General features: G+C 38.7%; 25 protein-coding genes and 1 pseudogene. 3 read left to right on the top strand and 23 right to left on the bottom strand.

The window, feature by feature from the left end; all coding sequences use genetic code 11:
* The first annotated feature begins 159 nt into the window (after nt 1-159).
* Nucleotides 160-1450, top strand: a pseudogene (locus tag RBL01_RS05575) (ISL3 family transposase).
* A gap of 106 nt (nt 1451-1556) precedes the next feature.
* Here the strand turns inward: RBL01_RS05575 and clpB are convergent.
* The 4 genes from clpB to RBL01_RS05555 all read right to left on the bottom strand — a co-directional run bounded on the left by clpB (nt 1557) and on the right by RBL01_RS05555 (nt 5717).
* Nucleotides 1557-4166, bottom strand: coding sequence for an ATP-dependent chaperone ClpB (gene clpB / locus RBL01_RS05570; protein ID WP_002319149.1), 2610 nt, complete (start codon nt 4164-4166; stop codon nt 1557-1559).
* A gap of 314 nt (nt 4167-4480) precedes the next feature.
* Nucleotides 4481-4696, bottom strand: coding sequence for a hypothetical protein (locus RBL01_RS05565; protein ID WP_002319148.1), 216 nt, complete (start codon nt 4694-4696; stop codon nt 4481-4483).
* Nucleotides 4697-4711: 15 nt separating this feature from the next.
* The gene (locus tag RBL01_RS05560) at nt 4712-5284 is read right to left on the bottom strand and encodes a YcdB/YcdC domain-containing protein (protein ID WP_002325739.1); all 573 of its coding nucleotides are present in this window, start codon (nt 5282-5284) and stop codon (nt 4712-4714) included.
* Between the two features lie 13 nt (nt 5285-5297).
* The gene (locus RBL01_RS05555; RefSeq protein ID WP_002319145.1) at nt 5298-5717 is read right to left on the bottom strand and encodes a MarR family winged helix-turn-helix transcriptional regulator; all 420 of its coding nucleotides are present in this window, start codon (nt 5715-5717) and stop codon (nt 5298-5300) included.
* Nucleotides 5718-5816: 99 nt separating this feature from the next.
* Between RBL01_RS05555 and RBL01_RS05550 the strand changes: the two genes are divergently transcribed.
* Together RBL01_RS05550 and RBL01_RS05545 are read left to right on the top strand one after the other, a co-directional pair.
* On the top strand, nt 5817-6581 hold the full coding sequence (locus tag RBL01_RS05550) for an MFS transporter (protein ID WP_244829769.1): 765 nt from the start codon (nt 5817-5819) through the stop codon (nt 6579-6581).
* An 83-nt stretch (nt 6582-6664) separates the two neighbouring features.
* Nucleotides 6665-7036 carry an MFS transporter gene (locus RBL01_RS05545; RefSeq protein ID WP_353516258.1) on the top strand — a complete coding sequence of 124 codons (372 nt, stop codon included), beginning with the start codon at nt 6665-6667 and terminating at the stop codon, nt 7034-7036.
* A 262-nt stretch (nt 7037-7298) separates the two neighbouring features.
* On the opposite strand, the gene RBL01_RS05540 is transcribed toward RBL01_RS05545, so the two are convergent.
* The 19 genes from RBL01_RS05540 to RBL01_RS05450 form a co-directional block, all read right to left on the bottom strand.
* The gene (locus RBL01_RS05540; protein ID WP_002319142.1) at nt 7299-8345 is read right to left on the bottom strand and encodes a YbhN family protein; all 1047 of its coding nucleotides are present in this window, start codon (nt 8343-8345) and stop codon (nt 7299-7301) included.
* Between the two features lie 10 nt (nt 8346-8355).
* Nucleotides 8356-8628, bottom strand: coding sequence for a DUF1294 domain-containing protein (locus tag RBL01_RS05535; RefSeq protein WP_002288344.1), 273 nt, complete (start codon nt 8626-8628; stop codon nt 8356-8358).
* 34 nt (nt 8629-8662) lie between these two features.
* Nucleotides 8663-9571, bottom strand: coding sequence for a diacylglycerol/lipid kinase family protein (locus RBL01_RS05530; RefSeq protein WP_002319141.1), 909 nt, complete (start codon nt 9569-9571; stop codon nt 8663-8665).
* A 131-nt stretch (nt 9572-9702) separates the two neighbouring features.
* On the bottom strand, nt 9703-10935 hold the full coding sequence (gene pepT, locus RBL01_RS05525) for a peptidase T (protein ID WP_002288340.1): 1233 nt from the start codon (nt 10933-10935) through the stop codon (nt 9703-9705).
* A gap of 14 nt (nt 10936-10949) precedes the next feature.
* The gene (locus RBL01_RS05520) at nt 10950-12071 is read right to left on the bottom strand and encodes a Nif3-like dinuclear metal center hexameric protein (protein WP_002288338.1); all 1122 of its coding nucleotides are present in this window, start codon (nt 12069-12071) and stop codon (nt 10950-10952) included.
* A complete protein-coding gene (locus tag RBL01_RS05515) occupies nt 12068-12769 on the bottom strand; it encodes a tRNA (adenine(22)-N(1))-methyltransferase (protein WP_002319139.1) in 702 nt (233 codons plus the stop codon). Before RBL01_RS05515 ends, RBL01_RS05520 begins: the two co-directional genes overlap by 4 nt.
* Nucleotides 12770-12912: 143 nt before the next feature.
* A complete protein-coding gene (locus RBL01_RS05510; RefSeq protein WP_002319138.1) occupies nt 12913-13353 on the bottom strand; it encodes a hypothetical protein in 441 nt (146 codons plus the stop codon).
* Between the two features lie 128 nt (nt 13354-13481).
* Nucleotides 13482-14408 (bottom strand): primosomal protein DnaI, encoded by a 927-nt coding sequence (gene dnaI / locus RBL01_RS05505; RefSeq protein ID WP_002288331.1) that lies wholly within the window; start codon nt 14406-14408, stop codon nt 13482-13484.
* Nucleotides 14408-15781: a replication initiation and membrane attachment family protein gene (locus RBL01_RS05500; RefSeq protein ID WP_058128790.1), complete on the bottom strand. Its 1374-nt coding sequence runs from the start codon at nt 15779-15781 to the stop codon at nt 14408-14410. Before RBL01_RS05500 ends, dnaI begins: the two co-directional genes overlap by 1 nt.
* A 22-nt stretch (nt 15782-15803) precedes the next feature.
* Nucleotides 15804-16319 carry a transcriptional regulator NrdR gene (nrdR, locus tag RBL01_RS05495; RefSeq protein ID WP_002324940.1) on the bottom strand — a complete coding sequence of 172 codons (516 nt, stop codon included), beginning with the start codon at nt 16317-16319 and terminating at the stop codon, nt 15804-15806.
* Between the two features lie 312 nt (nt 16320-16631).
* On the bottom strand, nt 16632-16964 hold the full coding sequence (locus tag RBL01_RS05490) for a CsbD family protein (protein ID WP_073460668.1): 333 nt from the start codon (nt 16962-16964) through the stop codon (nt 16632-16634).
* A 49-nt stretch (nt 16965-17013) separates the two neighbouring features.
* Complete coding sequence (gene coaE / locus RBL01_RS05485) at nt 17014-17643, bottom strand: dephospho-CoA kinase (RefSeq protein ID WP_002319135.1); 630 nt, start codon at nt 17641-17643, stop codon at nt 17014-17016.
* Nucleotides 17607-18443 carry a DNA-formamidopyrimidine glycosylase gene (gene mutM / locus RBL01_RS05480; RefSeq protein WP_002325743.1) on the bottom strand — a complete coding sequence of 279 codons (837 nt, stop codon included), beginning with the start codon at nt 18441-18443 and terminating at the stop codon, nt 17607-17609. Before mutM ends, coaE begins: the two co-directional genes overlap by 37 nt.
* Before the next feature lie 44 nt (nt 18444-18487).
* Nucleotides 18488-21133 (bottom strand): DNA polymerase I, encoded by a 2646-nt coding sequence (polA, locus tag RBL01_RS05475; protein WP_058128788.1) that lies wholly within the window; start codon nt 21131-21133, stop codon nt 18488-18490.
* A gap of 125 nt (nt 21134-21258) precedes the next feature.
* Nucleotides 21259-21942, bottom strand: coding sequence for a Bax inhibitor-1/YccA family protein (locus tag RBL01_RS05470; protein ID WP_002319132.1), 684 nt, complete (start codon nt 21940-21942; stop codon nt 21259-21261).
* Nucleotides 21935-22420: a MaoC/PaaZ C-terminal domain-containing protein gene (locus RBL01_RS05465; protein ID WP_002291977.1), complete on the bottom strand. Its 486-nt coding sequence runs from the start codon at nt 22418-22420 to the stop codon at nt 21935-21937. The genes RBL01_RS05470 and RBL01_RS05465 overlap by 8 nt, the downstream gene beginning before the upstream one ends.
* A gap of 306 nt (nt 22421-22726) precedes the next feature.
* Nucleotides 22727-24061, bottom strand: coding sequence for a UDP-N-acetylmuramate--L-alanine ligase (gene murC, locus RBL01_RS05460; protein WP_002319131.1), 1335 nt, complete (start codon nt 24059-24061; stop codon nt 22727-22729).
* Nucleotides 24062-24191: 130 nt separating this feature from the next.
* Nucleotides 24192-24953 carry a YdcF family protein gene (locus tag RBL01_RS05455; RefSeq protein ID WP_002319130.1) on the bottom strand — a complete coding sequence of 254 codons (762 nt, stop codon included), beginning with the start codon at nt 24951-24953 and terminating at the stop codon, nt 24192-24194.
* A gap of 27 nt (nt 24954-24980) precedes the next feature.
* Nucleotides 24981-25451 carry a SprT family protein gene (locus tag RBL01_RS05450; protein WP_002291983.1) on the bottom strand — a complete coding sequence of 157 codons (471 nt, stop codon included), beginning with the start codon at nt 25449-25451 and terminating at the stop codon, nt 24981-24983.
* Between the last annotated feature and the right edge of the window lie 2 nt (nt 25452-25453).

The raw sequence follows: 25453 nt of genomic DNA, 5'->3' as shown, positions 1-25453 counted from the left end.
GACACTAGTTATGTCACACCCCCTTTTTCTTTCGGCTCTATACTTTTTGATGTTGGTGGATGACACCAGCATCTTTTTTATTTTCCAAAACATATAGAAAAGACACCTTGAAATCCTTTAGAATTAATTTGGCGAACCAACCCAAAAGGAGGAATCAAGATGTCTTACACTCACCTTATCAAAGAAACATTAGATATTCTAGACTTATCAGTTACTTTTAACGAAAATTGTCTCACAAAAGAAAAATACAAAGGGCAAATCTGTCATATTTATCGTGGAAACTTGATTTATACAGCCCAAGAATGCATCCACTGTAAACACCAGATTGCTTCAGATATTGTGCGTTGGGGTACAACAACCGTCCGGTTGTTAATGAACGATGTTTCTGAATACCGTACCTACCTCGAATTGAAAAAGCAACGCTTCAAATGCAAAGCTTGTCAGCGGACCTTTGTCGCAGATACTTCTGTTGCGAAAAAACATTGTTTCATCAGTGAGAAAGTCCGCTGGTCTGTCGTGACTCGTCTGAAAAAAATACCTCAATGACAGAGATCGCCGCTCAGAAAAATCTATCGGTCTCTTCTGTTTACCGTATTATGAAGCGATTTTATCGTCCGTTGAATCCTTTTCGGACACCGTTACCTAAGGTACTTTGTTTTGATGAATTCAAATCAGTTCGGGGTGTTTCAGGTGCTATGAGTTTCATCATGATGGATGGACAAACACAGCGCTTATTGGACATTGTCGAGAACCGACAACTGCCTTTTTAAAACGTTATTTTAGTCATTTTTCACGAGAAATTCGTGAAGCGGTCGAATGGATCGTGATTGATATGTACGCTCCTTATGTATCGCTCGTTAAAAAGCTGTTTCCAAAAGCACAGCTGATTATTGACCGGTTTCACATCGTCCAACATATTGGTCGTACCTTTCGCAATCATCGAATCAAAGAAACGAACCAACTATTAAAAAGCAAAGAACAAAAACACTATCAATTAGGTAAGCAATTAAAAAGATACTGGAAACTTCTTCAAAAAGATGAACGCAAGCTTGATTATACTCGACGCCTTTGGCGACCTGGCTTCAAAGCTCATTTAACAGAGACCGATATTGTGGATCGCTTACTGAAAGGGAGCCCTGCTTTGCGTGTAGGCTATCAGTTATATCAAGACTTTCTTTACGCTGTAAAGGAACGAGACTACGTATCGTTTGAAGAACTACTTACCAATAATATCATGCTTCCCGAAGGCTATCAGACGACCTTGAGAACGTTCCAGAAATTTCTGCCACAAATCAAAAATGCTTTACAACAAAGTTATTCAAATGGCCCACTTGAATGTCTGAACAACCATATCAAAGTGTTAAAACGAAATGCATATGGCTTTCGTAGCTTTTATAATTTCAAATTGCGCATCATGATTCGTCATGGCAACGCATTGATTTTCAACTAAAAAAGATCAAGAGGAACTGATCCACTTGATCTCCAATTATTCTAAGATTTCTCTTTACCAACATCATTTGACAAAGAGCCTTTCTTTCATAGTCTCAATTTGAAGATTAGACGATTTCTTCTAGTTCTTCTGTTTTGAAATGAAGTTGTCCATCAAGTAAAGTAATCGTTACTTTTGATTTAGGCATAACATGCCCTGCAACGATTTCTTTAGCTAGTGGTGTTTCTACTTCCTTAGTGATAAATCGTTTCAGTGGTCTTGCACCATATGCTGGTTCATAAGCATTTTCAGCGATCCACGTTTTGGCTTCATCACTGATCGTCAACAGGATTTCTTGATGTTCCAGACGTTGCGCCAATTGTGCCACCATTTTGTCAACGATACCTTTCACGTTGTCTAGGCTCAATGGTGTAAATAAAATCGTGTCGTCGATTCGGTTCAAGAATTCTGGTTTGAAGTTTCCACGTAATAGCGTGTTGACTTGTTCAGCCACTGCTTCTGGAATCGTTCCATCAGCAGTCACGCCTTCCAGCAGTAACTGTGAACCGATATTGCTGGTCATGATCAGAACCGTATTTTTGAAATCTACTACTCGCCCTTTTGAATCAGTCAAGCGTCCGTCATCTAGGACTTGTAACAAGATATTGAAGACATCGGGATGCGCTTTTTCGATTTCATCCAACAAGACGATTGTATAAGGATTTCGTCTGACAGCTTCCGTTAATTGACCACCTTCTTCGTAACCTACATAGCCTGGAGGAGCTCCGACTAGACGAGACACAGCATGTTTTTCCATATATTCACTCATATCGATCCGTACCATATGATCTTCTGAGTCAAACAAGTTCTCAGCTAACGCTTTCGCTAATTCGGTTTTTCCGACACCAGTTGGTCCTAGGAAAAGGAAAGAACCTAGAGGACGATTTGGGTCTTGCAATCCAGCACGTGAACGAATCACCGCGTCACTGACCGCATCAACTGCTTCATCTTGACCAATCACTCGTTTATGAAGTGTTTCATTCAATTTAATCAGTTTTTCTCGTTCACCTTCTACAAGTTTCGTTACGGGGATACCCGTTAATCTGCCAACGACTTGAGCAATCTCATTTTCGGTAACGGACTCTTGAACCATCTTAATCTCGCTGTCTTTTGCTTTAGCTTCTAATTCCTTCAATTCTTTTTCTAATTGAGGTATCGTACCATGACGCAATACAGCAGCGCGTTCTAAATCATAGTTATTTTCTGCATCTTCTAATTCGTGTTTTGCTTTATCGATTTCAGCACGTTTTGCTGAAACAGAATTGACTTCTTCTTTTTCTGTTTCCCACTGCATCTTCATCGCATTTGCTTCTTCACGAAGTTCAGCTAATTCTTCTTGCAAATTTTTCAAGCGTTTTTTACTTGCATCATCTGATTCTTTTTTCAGTGCAGCTTCTTCGATTTCCAACTGCATCAAACGTCTAGTAACTTGATCTAATTCCGTTGGCATAGAGTTCATTTCTACCCGAATCGTTGCACTGGCTTCATCGATCAAATCGATTGCTTTGTCCGGTAAGAACCGATCAGTAATATAACGGTCAGATAAAGTAGCTGCTGCTACTAATGCGTTGTCATGGATGTTAACACCATGGTGGATCTCAAAACGTTCTTTTAATCCACGCAGAATACTGATCGTATCTTCCACTGTTGGTTCTTTGACTAATACCTTTTGAAAGCGACGTTCCAACGCTTTGTCTTTTTCCATATATTGACGGTACTCATCTAAAGTTGTGGCACCGATCAAATGTAATTCACCGCGAGCAAGCATTGGTTTCAACAGATTTCCGGCATCCATACTTCCTTCTGTTTTTCCTGCCCCTACGATATTGTGGATTTCATCGATGAACAAGAGGATACGTCCATCACTTTTTTTGACTTCTTTCAAGACTGCTTTTAGTCTTTCTTCAAATTCACCACGGAATTTTGCTCCAGCGATCAATGCACCCATATCTAATGAAAAAATCGTTTTATCTTTTAAATTTTCAGGCACATCTTTGCGTACGATACGTTGAGCAAGCCCTTCAACGATTGCCGTTTTCCCTACACCGGGTTCTCCTATCAGAACAGGATTATTTTTTGTTTTTCGTGAAAGAATACGGATGACATCACGGATTTCTTCATCACGACCGATGATTGGATCCATTTTTCCGCTTTTGACTTGCTTTACTAAATCGACGCCGTATTTTTCTAATGCTTTGTATTGTTCTTCTTGGTTTGGTGAGGTCACTCTTTCTCCTCCTCTCATCTCTTCGATGTTTTTACGTAATTCTTTTTCAGATAATCCGTTTTTATTCAAATAAACAGTTAACGGATAATTTTTTAATTTCATCAACGCTAAAATAACGACTTCCGTTGAAAGAAACTCGTCGCCGAAGCTTTCACGTATTTGGTCTGCTTCATTCAATAATCGAAAGAAATTCTGGCTGAGGTTTTGTCCATATTGGACGTTTCCACCAGAAACAACTGGATACTCATCCAGTAGACGATCAATTTCATGTTCAAAAGATTCGACATCCAGTCCGGCATCCGTATAGAAATTTCGACCAAAATGATTAGGTTGTAAAAAGATTTTCCATACATGGGCAATGTCGATATCTTGGTGTTTTCGAGTGACCGCAATCTGTTGAGCTTCAGCAATCGCTTCTTGAAGCGTCGTAGTCATTTTCTCAATATTCATACAGGTATACCCTCCTAATTAAAGGTAAGATCACTTATTTCTTTGATCTTTACAAAAACTATTATATCGCTTTAGTCAATTTTGGTCAAAATATACACATATTTTTTTGACTTTTTTTCTCGTCTTATATAAATCTTAAAAAAACAAAATTGATTGTATGTATATAAAAAAAGGGCCAAACAAACGTAAAATTATCTTATCCATTATATCTATTTGGCAAGCGTTCTTTTTCAATAAAATAATAACATTTCAGCTGTTTGGATCTTTTTTCATTGATTATTTATGTTAAATATTTGCTTTTCATAACTATTTTTTTACCACTGTGTTTCTTCCATACGATCTTCTAATTCTCGAATTGCGTGAGACAATTCGTCTATTTCTTCTTTTATTTCGTCAAGTGTCATCCCACTCGCACTATATCCTTTATAGTAGGCAGTCATATAGTCTGTGTCTTCTAGTCTCTGCAGCCGATTTCTGAGATTTCCTAAAAGTTCAAGATCAAATTCATCATATAGTTCGTTCGTGTTCATTTCTGTCCCTCCTTGTTAGGCTAATGCATTCGGACTTGGAAGCTGAGGCCCTTTTCCTTCTCGAGCTAATACCCAATCGTCATTGTCCCACATTTCCGTTTGTCGGCGTCCGTGAAAATAATCCCATCTTGAGTCGATTTCCATCTCAATGAGCTTTCCTTTGGCTCCTAGTGTGACCCAGTTGTAGCTTCCATTTCGATGAGCAAATTTGATCCATTGAACAGGAAATGTTTGTTCAACGCTGTTTTCGTCCATAAAGCTACGTTTTTGCTGTTCTATGCGCATAAATGTCAACCCTTTCGCATAAGTTGGAACGAGCTTATGAAATATCTTTTCAGCTAAAGATTTGGCCTGTTCGATTGATAACAATTTTCCTTCGGGTGTTTCGGACAGATTCTTAAAACTGACTAAATGATTATCTTCCATGACTTCAATGATTCTTGGTCCATTATAAAGATAGATTCCTTGGTTTTGATAACGGATGATGATGACTTTCTTTTTGTTTCTTTGTTCTATTAATTCATTGACTAATTCATAATTAGTGGGAATTTCTTCTAGTCCCTTTAGTACGTTTGATGTGTTTTTCATGAGGATCGCCCTTCTATTCTTCTTGTGCCAATTTTCCTAACAGATACTCAAATGTTCCTTGCTCATCAGCTGTCAATTTTGATAGAAATTTCTTCTGAGCATTTTCTACAGATTCTACTACTTGAGCGTGAAGTTCTTGTCCTTTTTTTGTTAATTCTAAAAGAAAACTTCTGCGATCTTGTGTACTTTTTTCTTTTGTCACTAACCCCATCTTCGTCAACTTCTGTATTGTTCTGGTGACATTGCTTCCATCCAATCCGGTCAATTTGATTAATTCTTCTTGTTTCAATTGGTGATAATCATGGATTTTCACAATAAAGTAATAATTCGTTGAATTTAATTTGAGCGGAGCTAGTGCTTGGTCTAATTCTTTTTGATAAGTTCGGGTCAATTTGGCTAACCACTTCAAATTGCTTTCGCCTTTGTTTTCCATTCTTCTCCTCCTTTTAGTTGACAAACTATTCTCGCAAGGCATATAATTGCGTGCGCAAGCATATTCTAAAACAAATAATTGAACTTGTCAATTTGTAGGATGCTCAAAAAGATTTTTAGGAGGAAAAAAGATGAGTCAAACAAAAAAAGATGGATATTAATAGCAATCTATCTTGCTACATTTATGACTGCATTCGAAACCACGATCGTCATCACAGCTGCTAATGCTATTGCTAATAGTTTTGGTCGTGAAATTCCGATTGCCTTACTGTTTTCTAGTTACTTATTTTCCAGTGCATTGTCAACACCTGTATTCAGCCGTCTGGCGGATCAGTATGGAAAGAAACCGATTTTTATAATTGGATTGCTCTTGTTTATGACAGGTACTTTTCTTTGCGGTATTTCCCAATCATTTTTTATTCTGGTATTTTTTAGGATGGTTCAAGGAATAGGTGCGGGAGGAATCGTGCCCATTACTTTCTCTCTGATTGGTAATTTATTTGATTATGAATCTCGTGGAAGAATAATGGGATTGAATAATTCAGCATGGGGGATTGCTTCGTTAGCTGCTCCTCTTTTAGGTGGGCTATTGGTCGAAAACTTTAGTTGGCACTGGGTGTTTTTTATAAACATTCCTGTTGGCTTAATAACGATTTTGATCTTACTTTTATTCTATGATGAAGAAAAACGTCCGTCTGTCTCTTTTTCTTATCAAGAACTGGGACAATATCTCTTTCTGATTACAGTTTTATTTCTTTTACTAGTTGGTATCCAGATAATACCAGATCATTTTATACTTGGTGGTGGCGTCTTCCTTTTTGGCATCCTTGTTTCTTTCATTTTGCTTTCTATGAAAATAAAGTAAAGGAACCAGTCTTACCTGTCGAAACATTGAGATCATCTGACTTTCTTTTGTTCAACCTCGTTACTTTTCTCATGAATGGAGCAATGATGGGGTTTCAGGTATATCTTCCGTTATGGATGCAGACGCAACTTTCTTTATCACCTAGCCCTGGTGGTTTAGCGCTTTTACCTTCCTCTATCTTTTTTATTACTGGATCGATGATTGCTGTGCCATTAGGAAAACATTTTGGAACGAAACGTTTATTAACCTTTTGTATGGGGGTGAATGGTTTAGTTTTTCTTATTTTAGGATTTCTACCGCAAATGACTCCTTATTTCGTTTTCCTTATCTTAGCCTCTTTTTCAGGATTTGGTACTGGCACAACGGTTACTACAAGTGTCTTGTCTGCACAAGCTTTAGCTACAGAAAAAAAATCAGTACGGTATCTGGTTTCATCACCCTTTGCAGAAATCTAGGTCAAAGCTTCATGATCACTTTTTTTGGTATCGTATTCCAATTGTTTGGTAAAAGTACTTTTTCAATTGATGGTTATCAGGGAGTATTTTTTTCTGCTTTATTTGTTGTTCTATTAAGCACCTTAATGGTTCTTTTAAAAAAAGACAGTCAAGAATAAATGCATTGGTAGAGTTGCTTCAAGAAAAAATGTTTTACATGTTCAAGTGACATAGCTTCCTAATGTTTTTCTTTTATTAAAAAAGGGTAGATCTTATAAAAGACCTACCCTTGATTTTCTTTATTCTCTTTTTTTACTTCTATTATTTCTTCTTTGATCACTCTTCGCCGTTCAGCAATCACATACACAAATCCATAGAGAAATGGCAAGATAAAGGAACTGAAACGATACAGTAAAAGCGAAGAAACTGCGTCAACTGTTCCAACAACTGGTCTGAATAATAACAAATAGACAAATTCAAAGGAACCAATACCAGCAGGCGTAGGAATAACCCCTGAAAGCACTACTGCAAAGCTGATAAACGAAATGGTCAGTAGAAAATCTATTTTAGGATGGTTTTCAATCAGAATCAAATAGGGAAGTACATACCAAAATACAAGTTTTAACATATTCCATAGATAAATCCGCAATAGCGCAGTCCTGTCTTGGATAATGGTTTGGACCGTTTCCCTTAAAGAGTAGATCTGCTGATTGCATGTATCCACCCATTTTCGCAAACGCTCACTCTTAAATAACTTATTCGATAAGCTGACAAAAAATATTTGGACATTCAAGCTGACGGACATCGCCAATAATAAGGCAACAATCACGATCGTCAAAAGGATACCAGCGATGATAAACCAGATCATTGACGGACCATTAGAATAAAAAAGAGAGAATTGGATGACCAAGCCAGCTAATGCATAAGTGATCACTGCCAGTTTGTACATAATCATATGGAGTGCTGTCACCCCTGCTCCCTGGGATAGCTTCATTCCTTTTTTGTTATAAAAATAAATCTCCGAGATCAGCGTTCCTGTACCAAATGAAACGATTCGGTAAAACGCAATATAGCTAGAGGTCAAGAACCCATCTTTCGTTGTAAAATTCGGCGCGAAAGGTTCAGCAATTTCTTTGATTGAGCGCCCTTCAGCGATTTGGTAAACTGTCCCTAATATAACAGCGGCTGCCAAAACAACAACACTGGTAGACAGCAATTCGGCAAAGATATCTGCAAATGATTGATTGATTAAATAATAAATAATTGCAAAAATCACAATCAGCAAAAGCAGATTCAGAATGATTTTAGTTTTCGTTCCTTTAGACGACATCTCCTGCTCCTTAATGGAAAAAATAAATGAGAATCAAATCAACAAGTACACCTGCAGCGAATCCTATAGTAAACTTCTTTTTCCGCGTTTTATGATGGAAAACTTTTCGAGAGATCAATCCTCCCAAACCACCGCCTAACAGGCTGACAAATATCAAATTATTCTCAGGAACACGCCAGCCGCTAGTTCTAGCCTGATGTTTATCATACCCCATCAGACAAAATAAGTAAAAATTCACAATGAAAAGGTAAAACCACAAAGGATTGTGTAACAATACATCCATTACTCTTCTTCCAACTTTCTGTTAACTACTATTTCTAAGCTTTTTCTTCTTTCTTTGGTGAATAAACTGTTAATCCTTTTGATACAACAGATAATTCAACTGGAAGATCATCTGTCGTGTCTCCATCCGTTCGAGTGCCCACAGATTTTTCCTGCGCTTGGATTTTCATGCGTTTGGCTGTGAAATAAGTAATGCCGGGGATCGTATAGAATTTGCCTCTCATGATTCTAGGCAAATAAAAAATAAATCGGAAAATATCTAAGGAAGGTACGATCGTTACATGGAATTTTCCATCATCCGGGGTCGCTGAGTCGTCAAAATTTGTAAAACCGCCCACGGAGTTAGACATCGTGACTGTCAACAGTTGGGATTTTCCTTTCCAATGCTCCTCGTCTGTTTCTAAATCCAAATGATACTTTTTCTTCTTCAGCAATGACTTAAAAAACTTCTTGATAAAAATCCACGAGCCATAACGCTGTTTTTCTTCTTGACTGATCCAAACTGCTGTATCTGCTAAGATTCCGATTGTCAGTGTAGAGATAATGACTTCATCATTGACTTGACCATAGTCTATTTTCCGTACATTGCCTTCCAGGATCACGTCAGCAGCTTCTTCTTTTTTGAGGGGAATCTCAAGAACACGTGCAAGGTTGTTGACAGTTCCACCTGGAAGTAATCCGACATGGTATTGAGATAATTTTTTTTGGAACGCTTGGACGATATGATGAATCGTGCCGTCTCCACCTATAATTACTAAAGTATCAGCTTCTATGGCTTCTGCTTTCTTGACTAATTCCGCATCATCAATCGATGGGCCAGTTTCAGCTAGTTCTACATATAATTCTGGCTGCTTTTCTTTTACATAATCTTGAAACCAGCGTGCTAATTTCTCACCCTCATCTTTCCCTGAACGTTTGTTATAAAAAACTAGCAGCTTTTCCATTCTTTACCTCCTATTTACTCTTCAAAAAAGAGGGCGGGACAACCAATTCCATTGTCCTGCCCTTTAGCCTTAGACAGATGACATTCCATCATTGGGACGAACGCCTTGTCATAAGCTGTTCTTTTTCGATTTTAACTCTTTGTGTTCAATTCTGCAATTTTTACAATCACGTCTGTTGCTTTTTCCATTACTTGTAAAGAAACAAATTCGAATCGTCCGTGCATATTTTCTCCTCCGGCAAATAGATTTGGCGTCGGAATACCCATGTAAGAGATTTTTGAACCATCTGTTCCTCCACGAACTGGTTCGATCACTGGAGAGATACCAAGCTCGATCATTGCTTGTTTCGCTAATTCCACGATGCTCATATCTTTTTCAATGATTTCTTTCATGTTGTAATATTGATCATACATATCTACTTTGATTCGTTCTTGATCAAATCGCTGATTCAACTCTTCTTGGATATGTGTGATTTGTGCTTTGCGTGCTTCGAATTTTTCACGATCATGATCGCGAATGATATAACTCATAGAAGCTTCTTCAGGATTCCCATCCAATGCCATCAAATGGAAGAAACCTTCGTATCCTTCCGTTTTTTCTGGAACTTCATCGGCTGGAAGCTGATTATGAAAATCGATTGCTAACTGTAGAGCATTGATCATTGTATCTTTTGCCGTCCCTGGATGTACATTTTTCCCTTGGATCGTAATATTTGCTTGAGCAGCACTAAACGTTTCATACTGCAACTCACCTAAAGGACCACCATCGACTGTATAAGCAAAATCTACATCGAATTGCTCAACATCGAATTTATCAGCTCCGACACCGATTTCTTCATCAGGACCAAAAGCCACTTTGATGGTACCGTGAGGGATAGAAGGATTATTGATCAAGATCTCCATTGCAGTCATGATTTCCGCAATCCCTGATTTGTCATCTGCTCCCAGTAATGTACTGCCATCTGTTGTGATCAATGTGTGGCCTTCATAATTTTTCAAATTTGGAAAATCTTTTGTATTCAATGTATAGCGTTCTTCCGCATCTAGTACGATCGTAGACTCGCCATCATAGTTTTCAATGATTTGTGGATTGACTCCTACTGCATTAAAATCTGCTGTATCCATGTGGGAAATAAATCCAATGGAACGCACTTCATGATCAACATTGCTTGGTAATGTTCCCATAACGAATCCGTTATCTTCATTATAGAAAACATCAGCTAAGCCTAACTCTTCTAATTCTTTTTTCAATTCTTGCGCAAAAGCAACTTGTGTCTGAGTCGATGGAGTCGTTTTGCTTGTTGCATCGGAGCGTGTTTCTGTTTTGACATATCGTAAAAAACGTGGCAAAAGATTTTCGTACATAGTATTCTCTCCTTTTAATTAAATTGAAATGGGTTTGTATTTGTTTCAGAAACGAAAAAGTTAATATCCCAATTTTCTTCTTGTTTCCAAGATTCAAATTTCTCGATAAATCGTTGCTTGCATAACGATTCAATATAATGACCGGGATCAATTGCGATCAACCCAGCGCTTTGCATATCATGAGCCGTATGATAATAGATATCTCCCGTGATATAGACATCTGCTCTTTGGGCGATTGCTTGCGGATAAAATTTTTCACCGCTTCCACCGCAAATCGCAATGCGCTTCACAGAGGATTTTGCATTTTTTGGCTGGACTATTCTAAGTCCATCTAGTTGGAACGCTTCTTTTACTTGTTCTACAAATGCCTCTATAGAAATTTCTTGCGGCAATTCACCTACTCGTCCTAACCCAAACATTTCGACTGGTTCATCTATAGCGAAAAGATCATAAGCAGGTTCCTCATAAGGATGAGCTGACCGCATGGCTTGAATCACTTGTTTTTCGATAGTTTCCGGCAAAATAACCTCAACTTTTGCCTCTTGAACTTGTTCTGTCTTCCCTACTTTCCCAATCGCTGGTTGTGCACCAGCTTCCGGAGTAAATCGACCGTGTCCAATCGAGGTAAAACTTGTACCGGTATAATCACCTTGTGTACCAGCACCAGCTGCAGCTAATACTTCACGCATTTTCTGTGCATGATCCACAGGTACATAAACGGCCAGTTTTTTATAATGAATCTCATGAGTCTTTACTAAATAACTCTCCACTTCAATACCGAGAAGTTCACAAAACCAGTCATTCAGTCCATCCCAAATAATATCCATGTTCGTGTGTGCTGCATAGACGGCAATATCATGTTTCAACAAATCTGCATACATTTTTTCTTGTGGCTGATCAGTAACCAGCCGTTTTACAGGACGAAAGATTGGAGGATGTTTAGCAATCAGCAAATCGATTTTTTTCTTGATTGCTTCTTCGACCACTTCTGGACGAACGTCTAATGTCATCATTACTCGTTGGATTGGCTTATCCAATGTTCCGATATGCAGTCCGACTGGGTCTCCTTCTTCAGCTAGCCACTGAGGACAATAGCTTTCAAACTTTTGGATGAAGGTGCGTCCGCTGATTGTCATGTCTTTAAAACCTCCTCAATCATTTCGATTTCCTGCTCGATTTGTTTTTGACGTGCCTCTTGATTAGCTGCTTGTTTGAGCTGTTCACGGATAGCTTTTCTTTGTTGAAGCTCTCTTGACCATTTTGATTTGAAGATCTCACTTTTCTCTTCAAGCAGAAATGGCCCGAACATCAGCTCCATTTCATTGTAAGTAACTGGTTTTTGTTCTTTTTCGGCTACAATGATTTCATATATTTTTTTATTTTCTTCAAGTATTTTTTCTGATTGGATTTTATACTGATTTTCTTGCAGCCAAGATCGTAATGTACGCTCTCCGATGTTTGGCTGAAGGATCAAACGTTCTTGTCCGCTTAAGCGTTGATTCAACTTGCCAGCTTCTAGGATATCTCGGATCAGTGAACCTCCCATACCCGCAATCGTGACAGCTGTAATACCATCTTGTGGCTGGATAGCATCTAGACCATTTGCAAGGCGTACGGTGATACGGTCTTCTAATCCATCTTTTTTGACTTGCTTACGTGCTGATTCATAAGGACCTTGAACGACTTCGCCAGCAACTGCATATTCGATTTTTCCTCTTAATATCAATGCAACGGGTAAGTAAGCGTGATCTGATCCAATGTCTGCTAAACGAGCGGATTCAGGGACAAAGTCACCCACTGCGGCTAAGCGCTGAGATAAATCTAAATGGTTCATAGCTTCACTCCTTCTAGATAATTATAGCATTTTCCAAATAAAATAAGGAGACTAGGAATAAAAAAATTCCCATATCTCCTTAAAAAATATACCTTTTCGTTCTATAAAACAACATTTTCTTATTTTTGAAAAAATGTTGTTGGTTATTTGTTCAATAAAACATCAATAATCGAATCTCCAGGAACTTGCGGTGGGATAGACATCGTCATGATCGGCATCTCAACTAATGTAAATTGGACTTTGTCACCGATTTTTAATTCATTTATGTCCACGCTTATTTTTTCAGCAGTAGCATTTAAGATCACTCCGTCATTGCTGAATGACGTTCCCATATTCGCTGGATCTTCTTTGGCCATGACATCGACGAGTTTCAACTGAAGCGTTTCTTCTTCTGCTTCTACTTGAGTGATACTTTCAATCGTTCCGACAAATATGCTTTGTCCCTCCGTTTTCGTACTGCTTGTTTTTACTGTTTGACCCGCATCAATCGAATCAACAGAACCTGTGTTGCTATCTGCGCTACCGCAGCCTGCTAAAAGAAAAAATAGACCAACTACAGATATACTAGAAAAAATAGCCCTCATAAAAAATCCTCCGTTTAAGTTTCTGCATTACTTGTTGCGGTGATTGTCTCCGGTCATTTCTGTCCATATAATGATTCGCTGACCTGCTTTTACTACTAGGTCAAATGTCAGTTGGACTTGTCAATTGTTCAACCATTGCGTCGGTTGCGACCAGTCATTTCGATTTCTTTTGTCAAATAACGTATGCGTTCCATTATCCGTTTCGCTTTTAGCGGCTCTTCATCTCCACGTTGAGTGACGGACAAATGCTGTTCCAATTCATCCATTGTAAAATTCGATGAGAAGAAGGTTGGTAACTGTTCTTGCATCCGATATTGAAGGATAACACCGAATACTTCGTCTCGTATCCAACTACTCATCGCATCTGCACCAATATCATCGATCATCAAAATAGGTGAACGTTTCACTGCATCTAACTTTTCTGCCACTTGATCTTTTCCGATTGCCTGTTTCATCTCAACGGCAAATGTCGGAAAATGGACTAGCGTCGTGGTGAATCCAGCAATCGCTAATTCTCTCGCTGTTGCTCCTAATAAATATGTTTTTCCAATACCAAAACTTCCTACTAGATACAGTCCTTTATGATACCCTTTTGGATCAGCAGTATATTTCTCTACAAAATCTAGGGCTTCTAAGCTCGCATATCCTCGTCCATCTGTACGTTCAAAGTTTTCAAAAGAAGCCGATTGAATATCTTTTGGCATATCCATTGCTTTTACTCGGCTTCTGATTTCTTCTTGTCTTTGCCGTGCTAACAATGCTTCCGTTGGTACATAAGTGACATCCACATAATGAAAATTCAACGTCAGCTTCGGCTCATAGCCGGGAGCGATCATCGTTGGATCGTTTTTTTGATATTTACGCTTTTCTTGCACGAATTCATACAATTTAGCGTAACTTTTTTCAATATCCGCTTGTGTCAATTCTTCTTGGTGTGCGCTTAGAAAAGCTTGAACATCCGCATCATTTAAGACTTCAGCGATCATTTCAGCATACTTTTCTTGATAATTGCGTTTGCTGATGATCCTCTTCAATTCTTTGCCTACGTCTTCCATTAGATGTCACCCTCCTTTTTTGCCAGGTATTCTTTAAAACGGCGGTCAATCTCTGCTTTTTTCTCGCTGCTGATCTGTTTTTCATCTTTTGGCTGGTTGACCCAATCAGGAAGCTTTTCCCGTCGAACATTTCGCTTGCCAGTTTGATAATTTGTTTGCTTCTTTTGTTTTGATTGTTTTGCTTGATTACTTATTTGCCGAATGTGCTGGATCGCTTCTTCTGCTGTGGCGATTTTCTTTTGTGCCCATTCATTTGCCACTGTATTTACATAACTGGCATTTAAGCTAGCATTATTCTTGATAACTAGTACATAATTAAGCAAAACATTGATCACGCTACTGGAAAGACCTGATTGAGAAACAAGATCTTGCAGTAACCAGTTTTCTTGTTTAGAAACATATCCGCCTTTTTCTGACTTGATTGCTTCCAGATATTTCATCGGTGGAATGCTCTGTGCTTCTTTTATCAGCTGAAGCGCTGCGTTTGTCAAATGTTCGTTTGACGAGGGTTCATTACTGTTTTCAGAAACCGCAACTGTTTCTTTTGTTTGCTTCACCGGACGTCTCTGCATTGCCAAAATGGCTTTTTGCAGTTCTTTTTCAGATACTTTTTGTTCACTAAAGTCATAAGATTGACTGATCAGTTCGCCAAGTGTCAATTCATCGAAACCGTAAAGCTGATGATACATGTCGACTTGTTTGATGATTGGATCATCAAGACTTGCAATATGTTTTTTTGCCAGCCAATCATTCAAAAACTGCCAATCGAATGTCGAATCTGCTTCAAGTAATGCTACCGATTCAGATTCTTCAAAAGATTTATTCAGTGATTCGATGTTTTCTTGATTAGCAGCGTACACTGCTTCATTGAAGCGATAAACATCTAAAAATTTTTCTGTGATTTTTTGATATCCCTCTGCTGTATGCCTTTTAGGTTCAAACAATTTGGTAAGCTTCTGGAATCGTCGTTCACCAACTTTTTCCAGAAGAAGAAAAGCCAGAACAGAGTCTTTGAAAAATGCTTTAGGAATGAGTGGTTCTAACAGCTCATAAATAAAACGAGGTCCCAGATCACTATCTTCTTTAAAATAAACATCCAGTAAGCCGATTCCTTCTAGCTTTTTTCTTGCATCATAAAATTGCGGGATACCACAGCCTAGACTACTAAGCAGATCTGCATGCATCCCTTCAGGACCTTTGCCAGATTCTTGAGAGATTTCTGATAACAGGGTGAAATAGATACTCAAGGCTTCTCCGCCGATTAGTGGCTGATAAAGATACAGCAAGGCGTTCTTGCTGTCTTCTCTCAGCGGAGCCGCTTTTCTTCCTTGGTAAATATTTTTTGGTTGAAGCTCTTTCCAAGCATTTTCCAAGGAAATGCCTCCTTTTTGTTTCTTAATTGTTTTCTTTATTGTTTTCTTTATTGTTTTCTTTATTGTTCTCTTTATTATTTTCTTTTGCTTTATCCACGATATCTTGCAATTCTTTTAAGAAAACAGACATATCTTTGAACTGGCGATAAACACTTGCAAAACGAATATAAGCGATTTCGTCTAAATCAACTAAATCTTCCATCACATATTCACCAATTAGATTCGTCGATACTTCGTTTTCTCCGAGACTGCGTACGCGGTTTTCGACATGGTTGACGATTTGTTCCATTTGTTCCATAGCTACAGGTCTTTTTTCTGCTGAACGGATGAGTCCTCTTAAAATTTTATCGCGATTGAACTCTTCGCGTTCCCCGTTTTTCTTGATTACTAATAACGGAGCAGCTTCAATTCGTTCAAATGTAGTGAATCGGAACGAACAATTCTCACATTCGCGACGGCGACGGATCGCACGTCCATCATCTGCTTGACGGCTGTCGATTACTCGTGAATTATTATGTTGACATCTGGGACATCTCATTTTGTCTCACCTCTTGCATCGCATTTTTATATAAAGGGTGTGTCTTTCTTTACAACTAGTTGTATTATAACACGAAACAAATCACAAACGCGACTGTCCTACCAAAAAAACACGGATATAAGAACAATTTTTTCTACTTTCATGCGTAATTGTGTTCCCTGTCCTTACCAAATTTCAATTTTCCAATACTGATCACCTTGATTACTGAGAAATAACTTACACAAAAGCTGATTTAGTCATCTAGCACAAAAAACTTGAAGCAGATGAACACCTTCTCATCTGCTTCAAGTCACATCTCGATTTTTTACTATTTTATAACTTCTCTTCGATTCCTGTATAGTGTTTCATTCGCTGTTCCTCGATTTTTTGCTCATCGGGAATGTGGTCACTTTCTGGGAGCGGTGTTTTACTACGATCAGGTGTCGGATTTTTTCGTTCTTGAGTCAAATCATGCCGCTTCGCTTCTTCTTCTGCCTGCTGGTCTTCTATTTCATCGATTCTTGCTTGGTACTGCTTTTCTTTTTCTTCTGCTGTTTCTGATTGCGTACGACCTTCATCGATTAGATTTTCTTTATTGAGTATCTCGCCGATTTTTTCTTTTGCGTTACCTACGACTTTATCCTTTTGATTTTTTAATGATCCCATCGCTATCCCTCACTTTCTATACTCAGGATAGCAAAATTGACACAGATACTCAAAGAAAGCGATTAGCAAAAAGCCAATTTTCGATTTGTCCCACAAGTTTTTCTTTTGTTCCATTGTTGTCGAACAAAATATCCGCACGCTGCTTTTTTTCTTCGATTGGAAGCTGACTACTAATTCTCTGCTGCGCTTGTTTTAGCGTCAGTTGATTACGTTTCATCAAACGCTGAAGCTGAGTTTCTGGCGTAGTATAAACGACAGCTACTGCATCCATATAGTGGTCATAATGACCTTCGTAGAGCAATGGGATATCTACAATTACTAAAGGATGATTGGAACTTAGAGAGGCGATTTGATCTTTTATCGCTTTTCGGATAAACGGATCTAATAGCTGATCAAGTTTTTGCCGTTTTTCCTTTGATGGAAAAACAATCATCCCAAGTTTCCCTCGATCTAGCTGCCCATCAGACTGCAATACCTCTTGGCCAAACACTGATACAATTTTCCTCAGAGCAAGCGTTCCAGGCTCAACAGTTTCTCTGGCAATCACATCGCCATCGATCAAAGGAAATCCATGAGACTGAAAGACTTTGGCTGCCGTACTTTTACCGGTAGCTATTCCACCCGTCAAACCTAAAACAAATCCTACTTTGCGATTTTTAGCCTTTGACAATTCGGACAATAGTGCGTCCCCCTTTGTGCCACTTTTGTTTTCACGATCGGCGTCCCACAACGTATACATGGTTTGCCAGTTTGCTGATAGACATGCAGTGCTACTTGAAATCCGCCTGATTCTCCTAATGCATTCAAATAACTGCGAATCGTGGTACCTCCAGCTTCTATTGCACGATCCAAAACATCAATGACCGATAGACGTAATTGTTCTACCTCTTTGGGGCGCAGTGTGTTCGCCGGTTGTTCTGGATGGATCTTCGCTTCCCATAATGCTTCATCTACATAAATATTACCTAGACCAGTCACTAGACGTTGGTCTAGCAGCAATGGCTTGATTGCTTTGTGGGACTTTTTCAGTCCATTTGCAAAATCTGCTAATAAGAAGCTATCTGGCAAAGGCTCAGGTCCCAATTTCATGATTCCTCGGTAAGTTGCACTTGCTCCTTTTTCGACGATTGTCATACGACCAAATTTTCGTACATCGTTGTAGCGAAGTTGGCTTCCATCCTCAAAAAAGAAAAGTACATGCGTATGTTTATCGATTGGTGTATTTTCTTTCGTAAATTGATATTTTCCTTCCATTCGCAAGTGTGAGATCAGTTCATAATGATCGAGATGAAAAATTAAAAACTTCCCTCTACGTCCAATGGATTGGATGGTTTCGCCAACAAGAGAAGCCTCAAAGATGGGTGTCTCTGGTTGCTCGATGATCTTGGGCCACAAGACCTGAACTTTTTGAATCGTTTTTCCTACTACTAACCGTTCCAATCCTTTACGAACGGTTTCTACTTCTGGTAATTCTGGCATTTTTTCTTTTCACCTTCATTATATTGCTCTGTCTTAAACAATGTTTATTTTGCTTCGTACCACGTTTTTCCCCAACTGCTGTCAGTGATCAGTGGTACATGAAGAGAAACAGCTTGTTCCATAACTTCCTTCACCAATTTATCTAATGATTCAAGTTCTTTTTCCGGTACCTCGAAGACAAGTTCATCGTGAACTTGTAACAGCATCGTAGCTTGAAGACCTGCTTCTTTTAATCGTTTATCCAATTCGATCATCGCGATTTTCAAAATATCAGCAGCACTTCCTTGGATTGGTGTATTGATAGCTGTTCGTTCCGCAAAAGAACGGATATTGTAATTTCTTGAATTGATGTCTGGCAGATATCGACGGCGGTGATACAGCGTTTCGACGTAGCCTTGGTTTTTTGCTTCGCGTACGATTCTTTCCATATATTCTTTGACACCTGGGTATTTTTCAAAGTACGTATCGATGTATTGCTGTGCTGCTTTTCGGCTGATTCCTAGATTTTGTGAAAGTCCGTAATCAGAGATGCCATACACGATACCAAAATTCACTGCTTTTGCCTGCCTACGCATATTTGGTGTGACATCCTCTGCCTTTTCGATTCCAAATACACGCATCGCTGTGCTGGCATGGATATCTTGACCTTCTAGGAAGGCAGCTTTCAAATGTTCATCATTTGAGATATGCGCAAGTACGCGTAACTCGATTTGTGAATAGTCAGAAGAATAAATCAGCCAGTCTTTTTCTCTAGGAACAAATGCCTGACGTATCTTTCTCCCTTCATCTAATCGAATCGGGATGTTCTGCAAATTAGGATCAACAGAGCTTAATCGTCCTGTTTGGGTCAATGTCTGGACATAACGGGTATGCACTTTCCCATCTGATTGGATCACTTTCAGCAGTCCCTCGACATAGGTAGATTGAATTTTTGCAATTTGACGATAGGTGAGGATATCCACTACGATTGGTGCTTGTTCACGAAGCTGTTCCAGTACATCTACAGCTGTGGAATATCCAGTTTTTGTTTTTTTGATAACGGGTAATCCCATTTTTTCAAATAAGATCACTCCTAATTGCTTTGGTGAATTCAAATTGAATTCTTCGCCGGCTTCTTCGTAGATTTTTTGTTCGATCTCTCTTAAGCGAGCAGAGAACTCGCCCTTCATTTCTTGTAAGCGAGTCGCATCTACTTTGATCCCGCTTATTTCCATCTCTGCCAAAATGATAGACAATGGCAGTTCCATTTTCCGGAAAAGATCTTCTTGGTTTTTATCTGCCAGTTCTTGGCTCAATTTTGGTGTCAACGCATTGATTGCAGCTACTTTTCGCGCTAAATGAGCAAAAAAGAGTTCCTCTTCTTCTGGTAAACCTTTTTTCGCCCCTTTGCCGTATACAGCTTCATCTGATTGGATATCGTTGTATCCGTAATGAGCGGCTATTCCTTCGATATCTGTGCTTTTTTCATTCGTATCGAGAAGGTATGCACCTAGCAAGACATCAAAATCGATTCCTTTCGTTTTTCCAGTATAGCGGTTTAAAGCAACATAAGTTCGTTTCGCATCATATACTTTTTTCAGCCGAGTCGGATCAGTGATCCAAGAATGGAACGCTCGGTTTTCGAATACAGATAGATCGTTCGTGACATAAATTTTCTTTTCTGTCCCCCACGCTACTCCGACGATTTCCTCTGTATGATAATTGTCGCCCATCATTTCCACGTACAACGCCATATCCGTAGTAAACATTTCCTCTTTGAATTCATGAATGACTTCAAACAAAATATCATCCATTTTTACTTCTTCTTCTACGATATTCAATTTAGAAAGGAACTGATTGAAATCCATTTCTTTATAAAACGGAACGAGTTTATCGAGATTTTTCCCTTCATACTTCAATGAGTCGATAGAGACATCCACAGGCGCTGAAGTATTGATGGTCGCCAATTTTTTCGATAAGAAAGCCTGCTCTTTGTCATTTATCAGATTTTCTTTCATTTTGCTTTGCTTCATTTCATCGATATGTTCATAAATTCCTTCGACTGAGCCATATTGTTTCAATAGCTTGATAGCTGTTTTTTCACCGATTTTAGTCACACCGGGGATATTGTCAGAGGCATCTCCGGCTAGTCCCTTCATGTCAATAATCTGTTTTGGCGTCAACCCATCATATTTTTCCGCTACATGTTCTGGTGTATAGCTTTCGATATCGCTGACACCTTTTACAGTGATATCCACTTTTACTTCTTTACTAGCTAATTGAGTCAAATCCCGATCACCTGAAAGCACGACGACATCAAATTGATCTTTGTCTACTTTTTCTGCCAAAGTACCGATAATATCATCTGCTTCATAATTGGGCAATTCGTAATACTGTACCCCTAGTCCTGTCAACAAATCACGTATATATGGCATTTGTTCTTTGAATTCGCCAGGTGTTTTGGATCTTCCACCTTTGTACTCCGCATACATTTCTGTCCGAAAAGTCGTTTTTCCTGCATCGAACGCAACCAGAACATGAGTCGGTTGCTCTTTTTGCATAACATTTTCAAACATCGTATTGAATGCATAGATTGCATTTGTATGAAGACCGTTTCTATTTTTGAAACGTTCAAGAGAATTGTGAAGCGCAAAGAATGCGCGAAAAGCCACACTGTTCCCATCAACGAGTAATAATTTATTTTTTGTCATCTTCTTAACTCCTTACTGTAAAGTTCTTATTCATTCTAACAAAGAATCCTGCGGAATGCGAAAAGAAAAAGCGGGACCATACCAAATAATTCGGTATAGCCCCAACTGATGAATTTTTTTCTTTTTTAGTTGTTCCGTCCAAAGATTCTCAGAAACGCCAAGAACAAGTTGATAAAGTCCAAATACAGCTTCAATGCCATGAATACAGCAATTCCACTATGTGCTGTTCCGTTTGTCTGGACATAGATATTACGGATGCTTTGGTTATCATAAGCTGTGATCCCTGCAAAGATGACGACTAACAGTAGGGAGATGAACAGCTCAACTGCGCTACTTCTCAAAATGAAGATGTTCAAGACTAGTGCAATGATCACTCCGATTAAAGCTGCCTGTCCTGCTCTTCCAACCCCGCTAAGATCTCTTTTTGTTGTTACTCCGACAACAGACATCCCCATGAACATCAAAGTAGCTGTCAAGAAAGCTTGCGTTACTGTTCCAATATCGTAGTATGCAAGAGTAACCGCTAATGTTACGCCATTCAAAAGAGAGTAGGCAATAAATCCACCGATTGCTAAGCTCGGATTCTTTTGTGCTTTTACGCCTAGAACCATTACTAAAATCAGTTCAACGATCCACAGACCCATAAAGCCTAATGGAAAGTTATTGATAAAAGTTGCTAGTTGCAAAGGAAATACCCAAAGAGCCAAGTAAGAAGTGACTGCGCTAAGGGCAAGTCCCATACCTAAAAAGCCATAAACTTTTGCATAAAAACGATTGATACCTGACATTGATGTACTTGGATTATTCATTTAATTCACCTTCACTTTCGATTGCTATTTCCAATTCAGGAACTTGTGGCGGTTGGACCATAACAACAGCATCCAACACACGATCTTCGTTCGTGTTTTCCGCTTCTACAGAAATCGTCACCACATCCTTCATCTTATCTACTTTTATGACCTCAAACTGAAAAGTCAGTGTTTCATAATGGAAAACCGGTTCAATAAAATTGACAGAAAAATTGACAACATGTGATCCTGGTCCAGGAAGATGCTTTGAAATTGCACTTGTGATGATCCCCATCAGCATCACTGATGGAACGATTGGCTGATGATATTCTGTTTTTTGTGCAAAGTCATGTTGGATATACAAAGGATTTGCATCATTCGTCAATCCCAAATACAGCAAAAGCTGGTTATCTTCAATAGATTCTGTTAAGGATAACGAGTCGCCTTCCTCGATTTCATTTATTGTTTTTCCTAGTTTTCTCGGCTTACCTATGTTCAAGATAGAAACCCTCCAGTTTATTTTTAATCATACATTATTGTACCAAAAGCAGCGCAAAAGGCAAGTTCTGCTCCTTTGATTTAACAGATTCCTATAGTTTAAAGAGGTCGTGAAAAAGCTGTCCTGCATCAAGTAATAAGAACAGTCAAGAAAAAACAGCTTCTCATGTTTTTGATTTGGCTGGGCTTATTACCGCAGATGCAAGCTTTTGAACGCCGTTTATCAAAAGTTGTAAAAAAGGGAGCATGACAAGAATTTTGCCACTCTCCCTCTTTCTATTTTTATAAGGACACTGCAGTAATTGTATTACAGTACATTTTTCGTCGTGCTGCTTAAAAGTTTTTCATACGCTTGTTCAAATTTTTGAACATCTCCAGCACCCATGAAGATTACTACTGCATCATGATAATCTAATAATGGAGATACATTATTTTCTTTGATGACTTCTCCACCTTTTTTGATTTTCGCTCCAAGGTCTTCAATCTTAACGTTTCCTTGTTCTTCCCGAGCCGAACCAAAAATATCGCATAAGTAAACTTTATCAGCTAAATCAAGTGCTTCTGCAAATTCATCCATCAATGCAATCGTACGCGTAAACGTATGGGGTTGGAAAACTGCAATTATTTCTTTATCTGGATATTTTTGGCGTGCGCCATCGATCGTTGCTTTGATTTCTGCAGGGTGATGCGCATAATCATCGACTACAGTCATGTCTGCTACGATTTTTTCACTGAATCGACGTTTTACTCCTGGGAAAGTCAGCATTTCTTCCGCAACTTCCTTCAGATCCAGTTTTTCGAAATACGCGACTGCAATAACACCTAAAGCATTTAAAATATTGTGTTTGCCGAATGCTGGTACAGTGAAATGTCCAACAAATTCATCCCCATGATAGACATCAAAAGCAGAACCGGATGTTGTACGTTCGATGTTTCGTGCTTGGATATCATCATTTTCTGTGACACCATAATAATAAATCGGCACATCTGCTTCTAATTTGCGTAAATAAGCGTCATCACCGTACGCAAAAATAGCTTTTTTCACTTGTCCAGCCATTGTTTGGAAAGCTGTAAATACATCGTCGATACTTGTATAATAATCCGGATGATCAAAATCGATGTTTGTCATGATCGCATAGTCTGGTGAATAGGCAAGGAAATGACGGCGATATTCACAGGCTTCAAATGAAAAGAATTCCGCTTGCGGATCACCATGCCCTGTTCCGTCTCCAATTAGATAACTTGTTGGACGGACACCACTCAATACATGAGAGAGCAGACCAGTCGTACTTGTTTTTCCGTGAGAACCTGTTACAGCGATACTCGTATAGTTTTGGATAAAATGACCAATAAAGTCGTGATAGCGAATCACTTCCAAACCTAATTCTTTTGCTCGCTGGATTTCTTCATGTGAATCAGGAAATGCATTTCCTGCAATAATCGTCATACCTGGTTTTACATTCTCTGCGTTAAATGGCAGAATCGTGATATTTGCTTTTTCTAAATCTCTTTGTGTAAAGAAATATTTTTCAATGTCCGATCCTTGGACATTTAAACCTTGTTCATGTAAAACAAGAGCCAAGGAGCTCATTCCTGAACCTTTGATACCAACGAAATGATACAATTTATTTTGATTTTCCATTTGAATCCTCTTCTCTTATCTAGCGTCCATTCTTTTAGCTATTACATTCAACACGCTCCTCATTATCTTATAAACGATTGAAAATTTCAACCAAATTTATTTAGAAAGGAGGATTCGTCTGCTAAAAAGGTCATGTACGGGAAAAATCCGTTTTTATTGACTGTTTGATTCTTGTATAAGAAGACCAAACTTCTTCTGATATATCAATATGAGGAATAAAATCTTTTCCTTTCGGACCATAGCCATTCTCATCGTCGTGGAGTCGCTCCATTTCTCCTAACACCAGTGCATAGAAATATTCCTTCGGCCATTGGTGGTTCAGTTCTTTTACTGTAAAGATGATCTCCTCAGAAAAGTGAAGGATTTCCGGCACAAATGGCACAGCATTTACGAAAACAGTTTGTTCATTTTGCCATACTTTCTCAAAAGTTGCTCGAGTCCTGCGTTGCAGTGTCGGATCATTCATCAATAGGACTTTTTCTGGTACAGCATCTAAGGAATGAAGAATCTCCAGTGAAAAAGTGGCGTTCTCTCCAGAATTTGTAGACTTCGATTCTATCAGGAAAGCCTTATCGGGCAAATCATAGACTTCTTTTAGATACTGACGACAGATTTCACTTTCACTCATGCCTTCTTCAAAATGAAATCCTTGCTTTTCAAAATTCTCATAAAGGATCCTAGTCGCATGACCCACACCGCCGACCAAAAACAAACGTTCTACTTGACCATTTACATACATTTGTGCTGCTTTATCAGCTAAGATAGGAAGACCGTTTCCAGCTAAAATAAGTGTAGGTGCCGACAATTTCTCAAAATCTTTCTCATCAGGTGCGGCTAAAAAGGCTAATAACTGATTCCAGTCTTTTAGATTTCTCTGCTCGTTTTTTTCCAAAAACGCTTCATCCTTTCATCTGATTTTTTATACTTCATTGAGGCTTTCTCTCTTTGTCTCAATCCATTTGATTTCCCCATGACATCTTCCACAACGATATTTGTGTACATCGATTCTTCTTTTGCGGCAGATTGTGGCAGAACAATCTTGGCATTGATAATATTCGATCTTTATCTGTTTCTTCGTCAAGGCTGGCGCATAGCGCAACCCGCCTGTTTTTTTCAAAAGATACTTGAAATCCATATCTTTATGACGATATCCTCTTCCAGTGAGATGAAGATGATAATGGCAAAGTTCATGTTTGATGATTCCTGTAATCGTTTCTTTGTCTGACTCTTCAAACAGCTTTACATTAAAATCTAAATGATGATCGTTTAAATGATAGCGCCCGCCAGTTGTACGCAAGCGTGGATTGAACATAGCTTGGTGCTTGAAAGGACGCTGGAAGCTTTTTAATGATATCTCTTCTACTAACTGCTGCAGTTCTTCTTGTGTCAATT

The sequence above is a fragment of the Enterococcus sp. SB12 genome (assembly GCF_030910025.2).
GTDB lineage: Bacteria > Bacillota > Bacilli > Lactobacillales > Enterococcaceae > Enterococcus_B > Enterococcus_B faecium.
Note: the sequence above shows the minus strand (reverse complement) of the source record. Positions and strands in the feature narration are given on the sequence as shown.

Coding starts and splice junctions, on each gene's coding strand:
- RBL01_RS05470 (WP_002319132.1), bottom strand. CDS start 21,942: ATGAATAATCCAAGTACATCAATGTCAGGTATCAATCGTTTTTATGCA.
- RBL01_RS05515 (WP_002319139.1), bottom strand. CDS start 12,769: ATGAACCATTTAGATTTATCTCAGCGCTTAGCCGCAGTGGGTGACTTT.
- pepT (WP_002288340.1), bottom strand. CDS start 10,935: ATGTACGAAAATCTTTTGCCACGTTTTTTACGATATGTCAAAACAGAA.
- nrdR (WP_002324940.1), bottom strand. CDS start 16,319: ATGAGATGTCCCAGATGTCAACATAATAATTCACGAGTAATCGACAGC.
- clpB (WP_002319149.1), bottom strand. CDS start 4,166: ATGAATATTGAGAAAATGACTACGACGCTTCAAGAAGCGATTGCTGAA.
- polA (WP_058128788.1), bottom strand. CDS start 21,133: ATGACAAAAAATAAATTATTACTCGTTGATGGGAACAGTGTGGCTTTT.
- RBL01_RS05535 (WP_002288344.1), bottom strand. CDS start 8,628: ATGGATGTATTGTTACACAATCCTTTGTGGTTTTACCTTTTCATTGTG.
- murC (WP_002319131.1), bottom strand. CDS start 24,061: ATGGAAAATCAAAATAAATTGTATCATTTCGTTGGTATCAAAGGTTCA.
- dnaI (WP_002288331.1), bottom strand. CDS start 14,408: ATGGAAGACGTAGGCAAAGAATTGAAGAGGATCATCAGCAAACGCAAT.
- RBL01_RS05510 (WP_002319138.1), bottom strand. CDS start 13,353: ATGAGGGCTATTTTTTCTAGTATATCTGTAGTTGGTCTATTTTTTCTT.
- RBL01_RS05540 (WP_002319142.1), bottom strand. CDS start 8,345: ATGTCGTCTAAAGGAACGAAAACTAAAATCATTCTGAATCTGCTTTTG.
- RBL01_RS05560 (WP_002325739.1), bottom strand. CDS start 5,284: ATGAAAAACACATCAAACGTACTAAAGGGACTAGAAGAAATTCCCACT.
- RBL01_RS05550 (WP_244829769.1), top strand. CDS start 5,817: ATGCTCAAAAAGATTTTTAGGAGGAAAAAAGATGAGTCAAACAAAAAA.
- RBL01_RS05520 (WP_002288338.1), bottom strand. CDS start 12,071: ATGACAATCAGCGGACGCACCTTCATCCAAAAGTTTGAAAGCTATTGT.
- mutM (WP_002325743.1), bottom strand. CDS start 18,443: ATGCCAGAATTACCAGAAGTAGAAACCGTTCGTAAAGGATTGGAACGG.
- RBL01_RS05565 (WP_002319148.1), bottom strand. CDS start 4,696: ATGAACACGAACGAACTATATGATGAATTTGATCTTGAACTTTTAGGA.
- RBL01_RS05545 (WP_353516258.1), top strand. CDS start 6,665: ATGATGGGGTTTCAGGTATATCTTCCGTTATGGATGCAGACGCAACTT.
- RBL01_RS05555 (WP_002319145.1), bottom strand. CDS start 5,717: ATGGAAAACAAAGGCGAAAGCAATTTGAAGTGGTTAGCCAAATTGACC.
- RBL01_RS05490 (WP_073460668.1), bottom strand. CDS start 16,964: ATGGGATCATTAAAAAATCAAAAGGATAAAGTCGTAGGTAACGCAAAA.
- RBL01_RS05530 (WP_002319141.1), bottom strand. CDS start 9,571: ATGGAAAAGCTGCTAGTTTTTTATAACAAACGTTCAGGGAAAGATGAG.